Here is a 16,780-nt window from a genome sequence, read left to right on the forward strand (position 1 = left end):
ACGGATTCCGCCCCCAACCCACTGACCAGGGGAAACCTCGGCATGACAGGGGCTCAGGCGCAGTCGGCGCAGGGCCAGTCGTGGCCCGCGGAGGACCGTTCCCGTGCATGCTCGTGCGGGTGCGGGTGCAGCGGGCGCGGCCCCGGGGTCAGCGTCACCGCGGCCGGGGCCGCCCAGAAGAAGCCGCCGGACTCGTCGTACGCGTACAGCACCGCGCCGCTGCCGGGAGCGAGGGCCGCTGCCGTCCCGGACGGGTCCTGGCGCACGTCCACGACCACCACGGCGCCGTCGCGCGTGGCGATTTCGGCCTGGCCGGAATCCGCGCCCACCCCGCCCGCGCGGACCCTGCCCACCGAGCCGACGAGGTCCCGGGGCGAGGGCCCCGGCGCGCCGGCGGAGCACCGCGCGCGGGCGCGGGCGAGCACCCGGGTCACGCCCCAGCCGACGCCCGCGGACGCGAGCAGCAGGCCCAGGTCGACCGCCGCGTGCGCCATGCCCGTCAGACCGGCCCGCGTCATCGCCACCGAACCGGCGACACCGGTCACCCATCCGCCCAGCGTGAACAGCGAGGCCGCCACGGACACCGGCACTCCCCCGAGCCCCACGACGTCCAGGTCGGCGTCCTCGTCGAAGCTGTCCGCGCGGGTGACACCCACCGCCACGAGCAGCCAGAAACACACGACGACGGCCAGGGCCGAGGTGAACACCACCCCTGGAAAGCCCACCACCGCGCCCAGCAAATCCCCCATGCCCCCGCCCCCTTGACCGGTGGTCATCCGGGGGCCGTCCCCACTCGGGTGCCGGACCTCGTTTCCGTGATCCGGCACCCGGGCCTCGCCCCCCGTTCCTGCCTCTCCATCCTGACCTGTCCGGACGCCTCGGCGCACTGCCATTTTCCGGCAATCTTTATGCTTTCTTGATGCCGGGCGGGGTCCTCCTGACGGCCGGGGTACGGCAACGTCGCGGCGCGGAGGGCGAGGTCTTACGGAGTGGTGACACGGGCCGGTGATACCGGTCCGCGGCCCTCGTGGCTGCCTAGCGTGGACGGCATGCGGGTACTGGTCACCGGCGGAGCCGGGTTCATCGGAACACACCTCGTCGAGGCGCTGCTCGAACGCGGCCACGACGTCGTCTCCTACGACGCGCTCCTGGCGTCGGCGCACTCGGGCCCGCCACGCGCGGCCCGGCCCGGCGAGCGGCTGATCGTCGCGGACGTACGGGACGAGGCGGCCGTCACGGAGGCGCTGCGCGGGGTCGACGCCGTCTGCCACCAGGCCGCGATGGTGGGGCTCGGCAAGGATTTCGCGGACGCGCCCGCGTACGTCGGCTGCAACGACCTGGGCACGGCCGTGCTGCTCGCCGCGGCGGCCCGCGCCGGGGTGCGGCGCCTGGTGCTCGCCGGGTCGATGGTGATCTACGGGGAGGGGCGGTACGCCTGCGCCCGTCACGGCGTGGTGCGGCCCGGGCCGCGCGCCGAGGCGGACCTGGCGGCGGGCCGCTTCGAGCCCCTCTGCCCGCTGTGCGGCGACGACTTGACGCCGGGCCTGGTCCCGGAGGACGCCCCCGCCGACCCGCGCAACGTCTACGCGGCGACGAAGCTCCAGCAGGAGCACCTGTGCGCCGCCTGGGCCCGGACCACCGGCGGCCGCGCGGTGTCGCTGCGCTACCACAACGTGTACGGGCCCGGCATGCCCCGCGACACCCCGTACGCCGGGGTCGCGTCCCTGTTCCGGTCCGCCCTCGCCCGGGGTGAGGCGCCGCGGGTCTTCGAGGACGGCGGGCAGCTGCGGGACTTCGTCCACGTGCGGGACGTGGCGTCGGCGGCGGCGACCGCCGTGGAGGCCGCGGCGGACGGCGCGCCCGGGACGCTCACGGCGTACAACACCGGCAGCGGGGAGCCGCACACCGTCGGTGAGATGGCCGAGGCCCTCGCCCGGGCCCACGGCGGGCCCGCCCCGGTGACCACGGGTGCCTACCGGCTCGGCGACGTACGGCACATCACGGCGGACTCGGCCCGGCTGCGCCGGGAGCTCGGGTGGAAGCCGCTGACGGGCTTCGCGGCGGGGATGCGGGAGTTCGCGGGGGCGCCGCTGCGGTAGGCGCTTCGCCGGGCCACCGGCCGGGCCCGCTACACCGCCCCGGCCGGTGGCAGGACCACCTCGAAGCGGCAGCCGCCCGAGACGTTGCGCACGGCCGCGCGGCCCCGGTGGGCCTCGACGATGCCGCGCACGATGGCGAGGCCGAGCCCGGCGCCCGCCGGTGGGGTCCGGGCGTGCGTCCCCCGCCAGCCCATGTCGAAGACCCGCGCCAGGTCCTCCTCCGGGATGCCGCCGCATTCGTCCGTCACCGACAGGACGACTCCGTCGTCGGACCGCTCCGCCGTGACGGCGACCGTGCCGTCCGCGGGCGTCCTGCGGATCGCGTTGATCAGCAGATTGCCGAGGACCCTGCTCATCTCCTTGCTGTCGACCTCCACCGGCACGGCGTCGATGCGCTGCCCCACGAGGCGTACGCCGTGCTCGCGCGCGAGCGGGTCGGCCCCGGCCAGGGCATCGCCCACCAGGTCGTAGACGGAGATCCGCGCGCGCGTGAGGGCGAGGGCCCCGGCGTGGATGCGGGAGAGTTCGAACAGGTCGCCCACCATGCCGTCGAGGCGCTCGACCTCGGTGCGGATCTGGCGCAGATAGCGGTCGGGCTCGGCGGCGACGCCGTCCTCCAGGGCCTCGGCCATGGCGCGCAGGCCCGCGAGCGGGGTGCGCAGGTCGTGCGAGATCCAGGCGACGAGGTCGCGGCGCGAGCTCTCCAGGGCCCGTTCCCGCTCCCGGGACTCGGCCAGGCGCGCGCTGGTGTGCTCCAGCTCCCGCGTGAGCGCGAGGAGCTCGGCGGTGGTGGGCGCGGCGGGCGCGGCGAAGCTGCCGCCGGTGCCGAACGAGCGGGCCGCCCGCGCCAGGTCCCTGCTGCGGGCGACCACCCACCGGCCGAGCAGGACGGCCGTCGCGAACGACACGACGGAGGCCATGGCGACGACGACGGTGACGACGGTCAGGTCGTGCGGGGACAGGAACATCTGCCACGCGACGGCGAGCGTCCCGGCGAGCATGGCCGTGACAGCCACCGCGACGACGACGGTCAGGGACACGACGAGCGAACGGTGGCGCAGCAGCCGCAGCGCACCGGCGCCGAGCAGCCCGGCGGCCACCGCGCCGAGGAAGGCGTACAGGGCGATGAGCAGCATGTCGGTCACGAGCACGGACCGCCTTCACCGCACACGGAACCCCCGACCGCCCCCGGGGCCCCCGCCCCGCCCGACCCGCCCGGCTCCCCTGGCGCTGCCGGATCCCTCGGGTTACCCAACTCACCCGGCCCACCGGGTTCACCGGGCCCGGCAGGCTCACCTGACTCACCCGTTTCCAACCGGTATCCGACCCCCCACACCGTCTGGATCAGCCGCGGTGCCCCGGGGTCGTCCTCCACCTTGCCGCGCAGTCTGCGGACGTGGACCGTGACCGTGGACAGGTCGCCGAAGTCCCAGCCCCATACCTCGCGCATCAGCTCCTCCCGGCCGAAGGCGCGGCCCGGGTGTCTCAGGAAGTATGCGAGGAGGTCGAACTCGCGGACGGTCAGGGCGAGTTCGGTGCCGTTCTTGGTGGCGCGGCGTGCCGCTGGGTCGAGGGCGAGGGCCCCGGCGCGCAGCCGCGTGCCCGGTCGCGGCGCCGGGTCGGCGGCGCGGCTGCGGCGGAGCACCGACTCGACCCGCAGCACCAGCTCGCGCGGGCTGAACGGCTTGGTCACGTAGTCATCCGCCCCTATCTCCAGTCCCAGGATGCGGTCGTCCTCGTCGCCCCGCGCGGTCAGCATGATCACCGGTACGGGGCCGCGGGCCCGCAGGCGGCGGCAGACCTCCAGGCCGTCCATGCCGGGCAGCATCAGGTCGAGGACGACGAGGTCGGGCTCGCGTGCCGCCGCGCCCAGGAGCGCGCCGGGTCCGTCGACCGCACGGTCGACGACGTACCCGGCGCGCTCCAGGTAGCCGGTGACGACTTCGGCGACGGTCAGGTCGTCGTCCACGACGAGGACGCGCGCGCCGGTGCCGGGTGGTGGGTTCCGCATGTCACCAGCGTCGCACCACGTGCTCACAGGCGCGGACCGCCGCGGGGTCCGCCACCCCCGACGTCCGCGTTTCGTAAGGACCTGAAGTCCGTAATGTCCGTTTCTGCTTCGTAGGGTGAGGGCCGTGACTCACCCTTCCCCCGACTTCCCGGCTCCGGCGGAGCGGCCCGTTCCGCCCGCTGACGTCGTGCTGCCCTGTCTGGACGAGGCCGCGGCGCTTCCGTGGGTGCTCGCCCGCGTTCCAGCGGGCTGGCGCGCGATCGTCGTGGACAACGGCTCCACGGACGGCTCGGCGGACATCGCCCGCGCGCTCGGTGCGACCGTCGTGCACGAGCCCCGGCGCGGCTTCGGCGCCGCCTGCCACGCCGGACTCACCGCCGCCGACGCGGACGTCGTGTGCTTCTGCGACTGCGACGCCTCCCTGGACCCGGGCCTGCTGGTGCCGTTCGTCCGCGACGTCGCGGCGGGCCGCGCCGACCTCGTCCTGGGCCGCAGGCGGCCCCAGGCGCGCGGGGCCTGGCCGCCGCACGCCCGCGCGGGCAACCTCGCGCTCTCGCTGATGCTGCGCCGCCGCACCGGCCTCGCCCTGCACGACCTGGGCCCGCTCAGGGCGGCGCGCCGCACGGACCTGCTGTCCCTCGCGCTCACCGACCGGCGCAGCGGCTACCCGTTGCAGATGGTGGTGCGCGCCGCCGACGCCGGGCTGCGGGTCGAGGAGCGCGACGTGCCGTATCTGCCGCGCGTCGGCGCGTCCAAGGTCACCGGCACCTGGCGGGGCACCTGGCAGGCGGTGCGGGACATGCGCCGCGTCCTCGCCGAACCCCCGGCCGCGCGCGGGCCGCGCGGCCCGCGCGCGGCGGGCACGCGATGACCGCGCGCACGGGGCCCGCCACGCTCCTGGTCATCGCCAAGGCTCCCGTTCCCGGCGCGGTGAAGACCCGGCTCACCCCGCCCTACACACCGCAGGAGGCCGCCCGGCTCGCCGAGGCCGCGCTCGTCGACACCCTGGACGCCGTGCTCGCGGCTCCCGCACGGCGCAGAGTGCTCGTGCTCGCCGGGGAACCGGGACCGTGGCTGCCGCCCGGCATCGAGGTGGTGCCGCAGGCCGCGGGCGGGCTCGACGCGCGCCTCGCCGCCGCGTTCGCGGGCTGCGCGGGACCCGCCGTGCTCATCGGCATGGACACCCCGCAGGTGACGCCCGCGCTGCTCGCGCCCGCGCTCGCGGCCGACGCCCGGCGGGACGCCGACGCCTGGTTCGGGCCCGCCGCCGACGGCGGGTTCTGGGCCCTCGGGCTCGCCGAGCCCGACCCGGACCTGCTGCGCGGGGTGCCCATGTCCACGCCGACGACCGGCGCCGCGCAGCGCGCCCGGCTCACCGGGGCGGGCCTGCGCGTGCGCGACCTCGCGGTGCTGCGGGACGTCGACACGGCCGCCGACGCCGCCCGTGTCGCGGCGCTGGCCCCCGGCACCCGCTTCGCCGCCGCGCTGGCGCGGATCGACAGCCCGGCCCGGATCGACGGGACGGCCCGCCGATGAGCACCGTCGTCCCGCCGACACCGTGGGGTGCCGACCTGTACGAGGAGGCGCTGCGCGCCGGGCGCGGCCCGCTGTTCCTGCGCCGGGCCGACGGCTGGCTGCTCCCGCTCGACGTGGAGCGCTGGTGCGCGGCGCCCGACCCGGCCGACCGCTCGGCGCTGCGCCGCTGCGCGGGACCCGTCCTCGACATCGGCTGCGGCCCGGGCCGCCTGGTCGCCGCGCTCGCCGCCGGAGGCCACCGCGCGCTCGGCATCGACGTCAGCGAGGCGGCGGTCCGGCACACGCTGCGCCTCGGCGGCTCCGCGCTGCGCCGGTCGGTCTTCGACCCGCTGCCGGGCGAGGGCCGGTGGGGCACCGCGCTGCTGATGGACGGCAACGTCGGCATCGGCGGCGACCCGGCCGCGCTTCTCACCCGCGTCGCCGAACTGCTCGCTCCGGGCGGCCTGTTGATCGCCGAGGCGGCACCTGTCGACGTGGACGAGCGGGTCCGCGTCCGCGTCGACGACGGCACGGGGCGCGCCGGGCCCGGCGGTACGTTCCCGTGGGCCCGGCTCGGCACGGCCGCGCTGGTCGGCCACGCCCGCCCGGCGGGGCTGCGCCCGGCCGATCAGTGGACGGCCGACGGGCGCTGCTTCGTGGCCCTGCGGCGCCGCGCGGCCCGCAGCGCGAGCCACAGCGCGGAGCCCGCGAAGAGGCCCGCCGTGACGAGCAGCCAGCGGGCCAGGAACACGTCGCCGGACAGCCCCGTGACCCGTTCGTAGCGCGGCACCTGACGGGTGATCAGCGGGTACCACACCAGCAGGAGCAGCAGCGACAGGGCCGCCGGGACCCGTACGAACGCGGTCAGGTTCCGGCGCCGCCCGCCCAGCGCGGCCGTCACCGCCCGGTCGGCGGCCGCGTACAGCGGCGCGAGCACGAGGTCGTGCAGCAGCGCGGCGCCGGCGAACCACACCGCGACCGCCGCCCAGTCGTCGCGCAGCAGCCGCACCCCCGCGTACCCGGCGAGCGCGAACGAGGCGAGCAGCAGCAGGAGGTGGCAGGGGCCCGCCCCGTACCGGCGGCGCGCCGCCCCGGCCCACCGGCGGCCCGCGTCCGGCCGCCCGGCCGTCGGCTTGCCCGTACGCTTCCCGGACCGGCTCATACCAGCTCCCCGAAGGTCATCCGCGCCACCCACTTGGTGTTCAGTACGCCCGGTGCGGCGGGCACGATGACGCGTGCCGGGTAGCCGTGGTCGGGGGTCAGGTCGGCGCCGTTGACGCGCAGGGCGAGCAGCGAGCGCGGGTCGCGGACCTGGTTGTCGCGCAGCGCGGCGCGGCGGAAGGCGCCGCGCGTCTGCAAGGACTCCACGAGGACGCCGGGCGGGCCGTCCCCGCCCTCTCCGTACCCGAGAAGCGCGGCCAGGTCGCGCAGCCGCACGCCCTGCCAGGCCTGGTCGGACGTCGACCAGCCCTCCACGCACGCGATGGGCAGGTCCGCGCGGTGCTGCGGCAGGGCGAGCAGATCGGCGCGAGTCAGGCGCACGGTGCGGCCCCGGCCCACGAGGTCGAGCCGCCAGCCGTCGACGAGGTCCCGCCGCCCCAGGCCCACCGCCGCGGCCGTCTTGTTGACCTGGAAGGCGCCGGGTCCGGTGCCCGGGTCGCGGCCGCCGTGCGGCGCGAACAGGGCCGTGGCGCGCGGCCAGCCGTCGAAGCTCTGCCCCGCGGTCGTCGCGAACAGCAGCAGCGAGCCGCCGCCGACCAGGCCGAGGGCGCCCCGCCGGGACACGGTCGGCTCGGCGGGCCGCTCGGCGACGAGCCCGGAGCCGCGGTCGGGCTCCGTGTCGTGCGTCCGCAGCTGCGCGCGGAAGCCGCGCTCCCGCAACACCCGTACGGTCCGCGGAAGTTTCAGTGCCGCGTGCGCGACGAACCCGGCGAGGAACACCCACGCCCCGTAGAAGTGCAAGGGGTAGAACGAGCCCGGGAAGACGTAGTCCAGCTGCACGTTCAGGATGCCCGTCGCGAACTCGAACAGGGCGCCGCCCACGAGCAGCAGCAGCGAGAGGCGTTCCAGGGCGTGCCCCAGGGACCGCACGGGCGGCAGCTCGAACAGCTTCGGGAGCACCGACCACAGCTTGGCGAGCAGCACCGGTACGAGCGCGATGCCGACGGTGACGTGCAGGCCCTGGGTGAGGCGGTAGAGCCAGCGCGGGCGGGTCGGCCAGGGGAAGAGGTAGAAGCCGAGGAGCCCCTTGTCGGGCGTCTTGTCGTTGACGGGCGACAGGCCGGGGTTGTACGCGGCGTAGGACAGCAGCCCGGTGACGAACAGCAGCGTCATCCCGACGAGGAGCACCACGCCGAGCACGGAGGTGAGCCAGGGGCCGCGCAGCGGGCTGCGCCACACGCCGGTCGACGCCCGCTCCACCGCCTGTCGTGCGGTCCTGGTGGCCGGCGGCCTCGCCTGCTTGCCCATGGGTGTCCTCGGGGGTCGGCGCGACGCGGGTCCGTCGCCTCGCGTCGACCGTAAGACCGGCGGACGGCCCCCGGGCGGCCGCGACGCATGACGAAACGCTGACGGATCGCGGTGGGCCCGGACGGAGTACACCGGGGCGGCGGAAGATCTGACGGTTCCGTGACAGGGGGCGGCGCGGCGGCCCGTGCGCGCCGTCGGCGGCCTAGCGTGCCAGCGTGAACCGCCCCGAAGGACGTACCACCGGCCTCCGCCGCGATCTGCTCGCCGCCGGGCTCGCCGCCCTCCTCGTCACCGCTGCCGTCGTGGTCGGACGGGCCGTCGAACGCTCCGACGGCAGCCTGCACGTCAACTGGCCGCCGCTGTACGCCGACTGGGATCCGCACATCGGGCCGGGCACCCCGGCGGCGCTCGCCGTCGCCGTGGCCGTCGTCAGCCACGGCCCGGTGCTCGCGGCCCGCCTGCCGTGGCGGGCGCTGCTCGTCGCGTCGTGGGCGGCGTCGACGGCGTGGATCTGGTCGCTCGCGCTCGTGGACGGCTGGCACCGGGGCGTCGCGCGGCGGCTCACCACGAAGTACGAGTACCTCCAGGTCATCGACCGCTTCGCGGACATCCCCGCGACGCTGCGGGACTACACCCAGTACATCCTGCTCGGGGAGCCGGGCGCGTACCACTGGCCCGCGCACACGGCGGGCCATCCGCCCGCCGCCCCGCTCACCTTCGTCCTCCTCGACCGGATCGGTCTGGGCGGCGGCGGATGGGCGGCCGCGTTCGTCATCACGGCGGGCAGCACGGCCGTCGTCGCCGTACTGATCACGCTGAAGGCCCTCGGGGACGAGGCGAGCGCGCGCCGGGCGGCGCCGTTCCTCGTGCTCGCTCCGGCCGCCGTGTGGATGGGCGCGTCGGCGGACGGCTACTTCGCGGCCGTCGCCGCCTGGCTGACGGCGCTGCTCGCGCTCGCCGCGACGCGCACGGTCCGCCGCCCCGCCCTCGCCGCCTGCGCCGCGGGCCTCCTCTACGGCCTGCTCTGCTATCTGTCGTACGGCCTCACGCTCTTCGCGGTGATCGTGGCCGGTGTCCTCGTCCTGGCCGGGACGCTCCGCCCGCTGCCGTACTTCGTGGCGGGCGCGCTCGTCGTCCCGGCGGTGTTCACCGCGTTCGGCTTCGACTGGTGGGAGGCGTACCGCCTGTTGGTGGAGCGCTACTACCAGGGTGCGGCCGGGGTGCGCCCCTACTGGTACTGGATCTGGGCCAATCCGGCCTGCACGGTCCTGACCGTGGGGCTCGCGACGGTGGCCGGGCTGCGCCGGACGGTGGGTTCCTCACCGGGCGCGGTGCGCCGTTGGCGGGCCGGCGCGTCCACGGCGGCGGACCGCGTCGCGGGGCTTGCCCTCGCGGCCCTCCTGGCGGTGGCGGTCGCGGACGTCTCGGGCATGAGCAAGGCGGAGACCGAACGCATCTGGCTGCCGTTCGCCGTCTTCCTGCTCGCGGCGACAGCGCTCCTTCCCGAGCGCGGTCGCCGCTTCTGGCTCGCGGGACAGGCCGTCCTCGCCCTGGCCCTCAACCACGTGCTGTTCACGGGCTGGTGAACCCCGATCGGGCGGGTGAACCCGATCGGACTTCGGCGTCCCGGTCAGCCTTCGGGGTCAGACTTTCTCGAACTCCACTTTGAAGACGTTGTACTCGTCCCAGCAGAAGACCCACGGCTCGCCGTTGCGGAACGAGGCCCGCTTCTCGTTGTAGTTCGAGACGAGTTCCTTGTCGTCGGTGAGCCGGAAGCTCGATGCGCCGGACCAGCTGTAGAAGCCGGCGTATCCGTTGTTGCTGACCGACAGATACCGGCCCTCACCTGGAATCTTGTAGTAGGTCACGCTGTTCCACTCGTAGAATTCGAGGGTCAGCGGGTCCTGGCTGATGATGGCCCAGTTGTCACCGTTCCTGTTCAGATAGCCCTTGAACGTACCGCTCGGGTAGTAGAGCTTGATCCGGAACTGGCCCGTCATCAGGGCACTCTGCGGCCGCGTCGCCAGGGCCTGGGCGAAGGTGCCTTCTGCTGGAGATATCGCGTCCATCGACCGTCCTCTCGTCGTGTTTTCCGGCACGCTGCTTGTGCTGATTCTCGACGTGAGCTGGACAGTGAATCGAACGTCACTGGAATGGTGATTCTGCCGTCAACCAGCCGGTGCCGCCAGAGGAATATTCCGCCATTGCGGACGGATCTCGGCGGGGCTTCCCGAATGATCGGTGCGCGAATGATTGAGGGGGCAGTTACGCCTTCCTCAAGCCGTTGTGCCTGACATCCGTGAGGCGCGCGGCGCACGAGGTGCCCCTAGTGCGCCGGGCCGCGCGGAAGTCCCGGCAGCGGCGGACAGCCCGTGACCGCGGTCCAGGCCTCCTCGGCCAGGCCCTTGCGGTCGCTCCCGTACAGCGGCGCGTGCGCCAGGACCCGCACGCTCAGGCCCCGTGCCCGCACCACCCTGCGCAGCGACGTCCCGAACCCCTCGTCGCCCAGGAACGCCGCCGTCGTGCTGCCCGCCCCGCCCGCCTCGTACGCCACGGTCACCGGGCGCACCGCCGCCCCCGCGTCCACGGCCGCCTGGAACGCCGCCCGCCGGAACCGGCCGCCGGAGATGGAGCACCAGGTCGTGGCCTGGGGGAAGACGAGCACGGAGCGCCCCTGGGCGAGGGTCTTGGCCAGCTCCTCCACCATCAGGGGGAGTTCGCGGCGGCCGCCCTCGCGGTCGATGAACTGCGTGCCGAGCCGCCGCGCGAGCGCCCCCACGACCGGCCACCGGCCCACCTCCCGCTTGGCGACGAAGGCGACGGGCTCGACGGCGAGCAGCGCCACCACGTCCAGCCAGGAGATGTGGTTGGTGACGACCAGCGTGCCCGCGCCCCCGCCGGGCACGGTCAGCGGCACCGGCCCCGCGTCGAGCCGCACGCCGAGCGCCCCAAGCACCCGCCGCGCCCGGACCCGTACGGCGTCGCCGTCGGCGAGCCGCTCCCCGAGGGCCAGACTCCGCCCGAGCTCGTGCCCGAGCGCCGCGTACCGCCGCGCGGCCCCGACGGCGCCCACGCGGGAGTCGGCCCGCAGGGCGCAGGTCCGCGGACAGCCCGCGTCCACGGACCAGGGGTTCACACGGACCCCCGGGATCCCTCGTCGCCGAGGAAGAAGCGGCGGTGGCGCTCGTTGAGCCGCTCGGTGTCGAGCACCACGAAGAAGTCGGCGGAGTCGAAGTCGGGGTCGTGCGCGGGCGCCCCGCACATCCAGGCCCCCAGGCGCAGGTATCCGCGCAGCAGCGGCGGCAGGTCGGCGTACGTCGGCCGGTGTCCGGCGCGCTGCTCGGGCGGTGTCCACGGCCGGTGCGGGTGGACGCGCAGCTCGGGCGGCGAGGCGTGCTTGGCGGTGCCGAGCAGCCAGGCGCTCGCGGCCGCGGTGCCGCCGTCGGCCAGCGGCACGGAGGCGCAGCCCGCCAGATAGCGGTGGCCGGAGAGCAGGACGTAGCGGGCGAGCGCGGACCACATCAGGTTGATCACGGCGCCGGAGCGGTGGTCGGGGTGGACGCAGGACCGCCCGGCCTCGATCGTCGCGGGCCGCAGCGGGGCCAGGGCGCTCAGGTCGAACTCGCCCGCCGAGTAGGAGAGCTCGCCGCGGCCGGGCGGGATGAGCCGGTAGGTGCCGACGACGGCGCCGCTCGTGGTCTCGGTGACGATCAAATGGTCCGCGAGCGCGTCGAAGGCGTCGATGTCGTGGCCGGGCAGGGGCGTGTCGAGGGCGGCGCCCAGCTCTTCGCCGAACACCTGGAAGCGCAGGCGCTGGGCGGCGCGGATCTGCTCCTCGGAGTGGGCGATGGAGGGGACGTAGGCGGGGCGGGCCCCGGAAGCCCGGCCGGGAGCCGATGCGGGCGGGGTCGCGGGCGTGGTGGGTGTCGCGGGCATGACAGTACGTTCTCCGTTCGACGGGGCGATCTCGACGGGACGGCCGGGGACGACGGGCCTGAGGACGCGAGGCCTCAAGGCGGGGCTTCAAGGGGAGGGCCTCAAGGGCGACGGTCCGGTGGGAACGCTTCGAGCTGGTCCGGGGCAAACGCTTCGTTGAACTGCGGCGGAGGGGAACAGGCAGGGCACCCACTCAGCACGGTGACCGCCCCGGCTGAACTGCGCACGAGGTCCGCGCGGCGGATCGGGCCGACCCTCGTGAGCATCAGGTGAACGGCGCCCGCCGCCGCGCGCCCCGGCCCCCGGGCCCCTCGCCCCGTACCGCGGCGGGTCGCTGTCCCGTACAAAGAGTTCCGGACGCCCGAGGGAAGATGGAGCCCCGCCATGCCGCACCCCCTGCCCCTGACCGGCATCACCGTGATCAGCCTCGAACAAGCCGTGGCCGCGCCGTTCGCCACCCGCCAGCTCGCCGACCTCGGCGCGCGCGTGATCAAGGTGGAGCGGCCGGGCGGCGGTGACTTCGCCCGCCGCTACGACACCACCGTGCACGGCCAGTCCAGCCATTTCGTCTGGCTGAACCGCTCCAAGGAGTCGATCACCCTGGACGTGAAGTCCGCGCACGGGCAGGAGGTGCTGCGCGCACTCCTCGCGCGGGCCGACGTGTTCGTGCAGAACCTCGCGCCGGGCGCGGCCGCCCGGCTCGGCCTCTCGGCCGAGGTGCTCCAGGCCCGCCACCCGTCCCTCGTCACCTGCGCGGTCAGCGGCTACGGCACGTCCGGGCCCTGGGCCCACCGCAAGGCATACGACCTGCTCGTGCAGTGCCAGACGGGGCTGCTCTCGCTCACCGGCACCCCGGAGGAGGCCGTGCGCGTCGGCATCTCGGTGGCCGACATCGCGGCCGGGATGTACGCGTACAGCGGCATCCTGTCGGCGCTGTACACGCGGGCGACGACCGGCCGGGCGCCGGCGGTCGAGGTGTCCCTGTTCGACGCACTCGCCGAGTGGATGAGCCAGCCTGCGTACTACACCCGCTACGGCGGCACCCAGCCGCCGCGCGTCGGGGCCCGGCACGCGACGGTCGCGCCGTACGGCGTGTTCACCGCGCGCGACGGCGACGAGGTCCTGTTCTCCGTGCAGAACGAGCCGGAGTGGGTGGCGCTGTGCCGGGTGTTCCTCGGCCGCCCCGAGCTGGCCGACGAGCCGCGCTTCGCCACGGGCCCGGCCCGGGTCGCGCACCGCGAGGAGCTCGACGGGATCGTCGCGGCGCGCTGCGCCGAGCTGGACGGCGAGGAGGCGGCGGCCCTGCTCGACGCCGCGAACATCGCCCACGCGGGCGTCAATTCGGTCGCCGAGTTCCTGGAGCACCCCGTCCTGACCGAGCGCGGGCGCTGGCGGGAGGTGGGCCTTCCCGGCGGCGCGCCCCCGATGCACGCCCTCCTGCCGCCCGCCGGGCTCTCGGGGGTGCGCCCCCGCATGGGCCCGGTGCCCGCGGCGGGCGAACACACGGAGAAGATCCTGGCCGAGCTCGGCCGCGGCCCCGAGGGCGGCTCGGCAGCGCCCTGAAGGGGCGCGGAGAACTGCACGACCAGCCGGAGGGGACCCGCGGACGACCCGACGGCCCGGCGCGCCAGTTCCGGCGCGGGGCGGCCCGGAGTGACGCTCAGGCCACGCCGAGGCCCTCGATGAGCACGGCGTTCGGCAGGCCCGCGAGCGCCTTGCCGGGCACGATGAGCTTGCCGCGGCGGCTGCCGCTGCCGATCAGGACGTGCGGCCGCGCGGCGACGGCGGCGTCCACGAGCAGCGGCCAGTGGGCGGGCAGACCGATCGGCGTGATGCCGCCGTACTCCATGCCGGTCTCGCCGACGGCGGTGTCCATCGGGGCGAACGAGGCCTTGCGGGCGCCCAGTTGGCGGCGCACGGCGCCGTTCACGTCGACGCGGGTGCCGGAGAGGACGACACACGCGGCGAGCGTGGTCTCGCCGCCGCGCTTCCCTGCGACGACCACGCAGTTCGCGGACTCCTGGAGCAGCTCGGGGCCGTAGTGCTCCACGAACGCGGCGGTGTCCGCCCACTGAGGCTCGGTGTCGACGTGGATCAACTCGTCGGCGGGCACGGGCCCGCTCCAGGCGCGCACGGCGTCGGCCACGGGGGCGACGAGCAGGTCGAGGGCCTGCGGGGCGGGGCGGACGATGTCGAAGTTTCCGAGAGGAGCACGCATGTCCGCACCGTAACAGGGCGGTTGTGCGCGCCCCCGGCCCCGTGCCGCCCCCGGGAGGGCCGTCAGTACGACCCGGCGTGCGCGGGCGGCACGGCCACCGACATGGTCATCTCCACCGGCTCGGCGCCCTTGTTGTGGTAACCGTGCGGGACGTTGGCCTCGAAGGTCGCCGAGGACCCGGCGGGCACGAGGTGCTCCGCGCCGTCCACGACGAGGGTCAGCTCACCGGCCCGTACGTGCAGCAGCTCGATGGTGCCCGGCGGATGCGCGTCGGAGTCGCTGCCGTCGCCGGGCATCAGGTGCCACGACCACAGCTCGAAGGGGCCGCGCGCCTCGGCGCCGACGAGCAGCGTGGTGCTGGAACCCTCGTCGGTGGACCACATCCGCACCATCTGCTCGGGTGGTACGACGCGCACGTGCGGCCCCTGCTCGTAGTCGAGCAGCGTGGTGATGCTGATGCCGAGGGCGTCGGCGAGCTTCACGGTGATGCCGACGCTGGGGTTGGTGCGGGCCTGCTCGATCTGGATGATCATGCCGCGGCTGACCCCGGAGCGGGCCGCGAGGGCGTCGAGCGTGAAGCCCCTCTCGCCGCGCCAGCGCTTCAGGTTCCGCGCGAGCGACTGCGTGAGCTGGTCGAGATCCGACACATTCCGTCCAATATTTTGGATGACAGGGTTCACTGTACTGAACTACGGTGTGGTGCACCCGAAGGCTCCTGATGGTTCACCACACTGTACTGCGAGGTTCCCGATGCCAGGACTGACAGCGCTGTTCGCCCTGGCCACGAGCCTGATGTGGGGCCTCGCCGACTTCGGCGGCGGCCTGCTGACCCGGCGCATCCCCGCGCTGACGGTGGTCGTGGCCTCCCAGTGCGTCGCGGTGGCCGTCCTCGGGGTCGTGGTGGTCGCCACCGGCGGGTGGACCGCATGGGGCCCGCAGCTGTGGTTCGCCGTCGGCGCGGGCCTGGTGGGGCCGGTCGCGATGCTCGCCTTCTACAAGGCTCTCGCACTCGGCCCGATGGGCGTGGTCTCGCCGCTCGGCTCCCTCGGCGTCGTGGTGCCGGTGGGCGTCGGCCTGTTCCTCGGCGAGCGGCCGGGCCTCGCGCAGTTCGCGGGCATCGCCGTGGCCGTCGTCGGCATCGTCCTCGCGGGCGGGCCCGAGCTGCGCGGCGCCCCTGTGCAGCGCAGGGCGGTCCTGCTCACCCTGATCGCGGCCTTCGGCTTCGGCACCGTGATGGCCCTGATCGCGGAGGCGTCGACCAGCGTCACGGGCCTGTTCCTCGCCCTGTTCGTCCAGCGCGTCACCAACGTCCTGGCGGGCGGGACGGCCCTGTACGTCAGCGTGCGGCGCGGCGGCGCGGCCCTGCCGGAGGGCACCGGCATGAGCGTCATATGGGCCGCGCTTCCCGCGCTCGCCTTCGTGGGCCTCGCGGACGTCGCCGCCAACGGCACGTACGCGATGGCGGCTCGCAGCGGGCCCGTCACCGTCGCCGCCGTCCTCGCCTCCCTCTACCCGGTGGTCACCGCGCTCGCCGCGCGCGGCGTCCTCAAGGAGCGCCTGCGCGGGGTCCAGGCGGCGGGCGCGGGCCTCGCCCTGGTGGGGACGGTGCTGCTGGCGACGGGGTGAGGCGGCACGGGACGGCGCCTGCCCCGGCGGGGCGAGCTAGGCCTTGCCCTCGGCGTCCGCCACGTCGGTCAGCTCACCGAGGCGGCCGAGGTCCTCCAGATCACCGAGCGCGAGCAGCTGCTCCGGCGTGACGCCCTCCGGGATCGGCACCGGCGCGGGTGTTCGCAGCGGCGGCTGCCACCCCTGCTCCGCGCACCACGTCCGTACGACCCGCGCGGGCGCGCCCGCCACCACGGCGTGGTCGGGCACCTCGCCGCGCACCACGGCGCCCGCCGCGACCACCACGTTGCGGCCGAGCCTGGCGCCGGGCAGGATCACCGCACCCGTGCCGATCCAGCAGCCGGAGCCGATCGTCACCGGCTCCATGCGCGGCCACTGCTTGCCGATCGGCGTGTGCGGATCGTCGTAGCTGTGGTTGGTCGAGGTGACGTACACGTACGGCCCGAAGTAGCAGTCGTCGCCGATCGTCACCGACGTGTCGGCGATCACGTGGCTGCCGCGGCCGAGGACCACGCCGTCGCCGACGCGCAGGATCGGGTCGGGGCCGAGGTCGAGGTCGGGCATCAACCCGGCGGTCAGCGTGACCTGTTCGCCCACGATGCAGTGCGCGCCGAGCCGGATCCAGGGGGCACCGAAGACCGTGCCCTGCGGGAAGGCGAGCTTCGTGCCCTCGCCGATCGCGCCGAACTCCAGGCGCCCCGGCTGCCGCGCGGTGACCGCGCCGGTGCGCTGCACCCAGGCCCAGCCCGCGTGGACGGCGCGCTGCGCGACGCCGCGCCGCCACGCGGCGAGGGATGAGAACACGTTCTTGTTCCTGGGCACGCGCTCACGTTACTCAGCCCCGCGCGCGGCGAGCACTCCCCCAGCCTGTGATCTTCACCCCACACCGCCGGGCCGGAACGGGGT

17 protein-coding genes are annotated in these 16,780 nt (G+C 75.0%); 7 read left to right on the top strand and 10 right to left on the bottom strand.

The window, feature by feature from the left end; all coding sequences use genetic code 11:
- Window positions 1-53: 53 nt before the first annotated feature.
- Window positions 54-749, bottom strand: a complete 696-nt coding sequence (locus tag MQV74_RS07565; protein WP_242715260.1) for a hypothetical protein — start codon at window positions 747-749, stop codon at window positions 54-56.
- A 300-nt stretch (window positions 750-1,049) separates the two neighbouring features.
- Between MQV74_RS07565 and MQV74_RS07570 the strand changes: the two genes are divergently transcribed.
- On the top strand, window positions 1,050-2,099 hold the full coding sequence (locus MQV74_RS07570; RefSeq protein ID WP_242715261.1) for an NAD-dependent epimerase/dehydratase family protein: 1,050 nt from the start codon (window positions 1,050-1,052) through the stop codon (window positions 2,097-2,099).
- A gap of 29 nt (window positions 2,100-2,128) precedes the next feature.
- Here the strand turns inward: MQV74_RS07570 and MQV74_RS07575 are convergent, their stop codons facing one another.
- Window positions 2,129-3,244: a sensor histidine kinase gene (locus tag MQV74_RS07575; protein ID WP_242728531.1), complete on the bottom strand. Its 1,116-nt coding sequence runs from the start codon at window positions 3,242-3,244 to the stop codon at window positions 2,129-2,131.
- Window positions 3,241-4,110 (bottom strand): response regulator transcription factor, encoded by an 870-nt coding sequence (locus tag MQV74_RS07580; protein WP_242715262.1) that lies wholly within the window; start codon window positions 4,108-4,110, stop codon window positions 3,241-3,243. The genes MQV74_RS07575 and MQV74_RS07580 overlap by 4 nt, the downstream gene beginning before the upstream one ends.
- Before the next feature lie 124 nt (window positions 4,111-4,234).
- On the opposite strand from MQV74_RS07580, the gene MQV74_RS07585 reads away from it, so the two are divergent.
- Genes MQV74_RS07585 through MQV74_RS07595 form a run of 3 tightly spaced genes read left to right on the top strand, consistent with a single transcriptional unit; the run spans window position 4,235 to window position 6,407 of the window.
- Entirely contained in the window at window positions 4,235-4,981 is a 747-nt protein-coding gene (locus MQV74_RS07585) for a glycosyltransferase family 2 protein (protein ID WP_242715263.1), read from the top strand.
- Window positions 4,978-5,646 carry a TIGR04282 family arsenosugar biosynthesis glycosyltransferase gene (locus MQV74_RS07590; RefSeq protein ID WP_242715264.1) on the top strand — a complete coding sequence of 223 codons (669 nt, stop codon included), beginning with the start codon at window positions 4,978-4,980 and terminating at the stop codon, window positions 5,644-5,646. The genes MQV74_RS07585 and MQV74_RS07590 overlap by 4 nt, the downstream gene beginning before the upstream one ends.
- A complete protein-coding gene (locus MQV74_RS07595) occupies window positions 5,643-6,407 on the top strand; it encodes a class I SAM-dependent methyltransferase (RefSeq protein ID WP_242715265.1) in 765 nt (254 codons plus the stop codon). Before MQV74_RS07590 ends, MQV74_RS07595 begins: the two co-directional genes overlap by 4 nt.
- Before the next feature lie 376 nt (window positions 6,408-6,783).
- Here the strand turns inward: MQV74_RS07595 and MQV74_RS07600 are convergent, their stop codons facing one another.
- The gene (locus MQV74_RS07600; RefSeq protein ID WP_242715266.1) at window positions 6,784-8,094 is read right to left on the bottom strand and encodes a molybdopterin-dependent oxidoreductase; all 1,311 of its coding nucleotides are present in this window, start codon (window positions 8,092-8,094) and stop codon (window positions 6,784-6,786) included.
- Between the two features lie 215 nt (window positions 8,095-8,309).
- On the opposite strand from MQV74_RS07600, the gene MQV74_RS07605 reads away from it, so the two are divergent.
- On the top strand, window positions 8,310-9,680 hold the full coding sequence (locus MQV74_RS07605) for a hypothetical protein (RefSeq protein WP_242715267.1): 1,371 nt from the start codon (window positions 8,310-8,312) through the stop codon (window positions 9,678-9,680).
- A gap of 57 nt (window positions 9,681-9,737) precedes the next feature.
- Here the strand turns inward: MQV74_RS07605 and MQV74_RS07610 are convergent, their stop codons facing one another.
- The 3 genes from MQV74_RS07610 to MQV74_RS07620 form a co-directional block, all read right to left on the bottom strand.
- Complete coding sequence (locus MQV74_RS07610; RefSeq protein WP_242715268.1) at window positions 9,738-10,163, bottom strand: hypothetical protein; 426 nt, start codon at window positions 10,161-10,163, stop codon at window positions 9,738-9,740.
- 257 nt (window positions 10,164-10,420) lie between these two features.
- Window positions 10,421-11,230, bottom strand: coding sequence for a lysophospholipid acyltransferase family protein (locus MQV74_RS07615; protein WP_242715269.1), 810 nt, complete (start codon window positions 11,228-11,230; stop codon window positions 10,421-10,423).
- The gene (locus MQV74_RS07620) at window positions 11,227-12,030 is read right to left on the bottom strand and encodes a GNAT family N-acetyltransferase (RefSeq protein ID WP_242715270.1); all 804 of its coding nucleotides are present in this window, start codon (window positions 12,028-12,030) and stop codon (window positions 11,227-11,229) included. Before MQV74_RS07620 ends, MQV74_RS07615 begins: the two co-directional genes overlap by 4 nt.
- 384 nt (window positions 12,031-12,414) lie before the next feature.
- Between MQV74_RS07620 and MQV74_RS07625 the strand changes: the two genes are divergently transcribed.
- Window positions 12,415-13,593 (top strand): CaiB/BaiF CoA transferase family protein, encoded by a 1,179-nt coding sequence (locus MQV74_RS07625; protein ID WP_242715271.1) that lies wholly within the window; start codon window positions 12,415-12,417, stop codon window positions 13,591-13,593.
- Between the two features lie 97 nt (window positions 13,594-13,690).
- Here MQV74_RS07625 and MQV74_RS07630 read toward each other — a convergent pair whose 3' ends face one another.
- Together MQV74_RS07630 and MQV74_RS07635 are read right to left on the bottom strand one after the other, a co-directional pair.
- Window positions 13,691-14,248, bottom strand: a complete 558-nt coding sequence (locus tag MQV74_RS07630; RefSeq protein WP_242715272.1) for a YbaK/EbsC family protein — start codon at window positions 14,246-14,248, stop codon at window positions 13,691-13,693.
- A 62-nt stretch (window positions 14,249-14,310) separates the two neighbouring features.
- Window positions 14,311-14,895: a helix-turn-helix domain-containing protein gene (locus MQV74_RS07635; protein WP_030678512.1), complete on the bottom strand. Its 585-nt coding sequence runs from the start codon at window positions 14,893-14,895 to the stop codon at window positions 14,311-14,313.
- Window positions 14,896-15,007: 112 nt separating this feature from the next.
- Between MQV74_RS07635 and MQV74_RS07640 the strand changes: the two genes are divergently transcribed.
- Window positions 15,008-15,874: a DMT family transporter gene (locus MQV74_RS07640; protein ID WP_242728532.1), complete on the top strand. Its 867-nt coding sequence runs from the start codon at window positions 15,008-15,010 to the stop codon at window positions 15,872-15,874.
- Window positions 15,875-15,910: 36 nt separating this feature from the next.
- On the opposite strand, the gene MQV74_RS07645 is transcribed toward MQV74_RS07640, so the two are convergent.
- Window positions 15,911-16,696 carry an acyltransferase gene (locus tag MQV74_RS07645; protein WP_242715273.1) on the bottom strand — a complete coding sequence of 262 codons (786 nt, stop codon included), beginning with the start codon at window positions 16,694-16,696 and terminating at the stop codon, window positions 15,911-15,913.
- Window positions 16,697-16,780: the final 84 nt, after the last annotated feature.

The organism is Streptomyces sp. AN091965, assembly GCF_022698285.1.
In the GTDB taxonomy this organism is placed as follows: Bacteria; Actinomycetota; Actinomycetes; order Streptomycetales; family Streptomycetaceae; genus Streptomyces.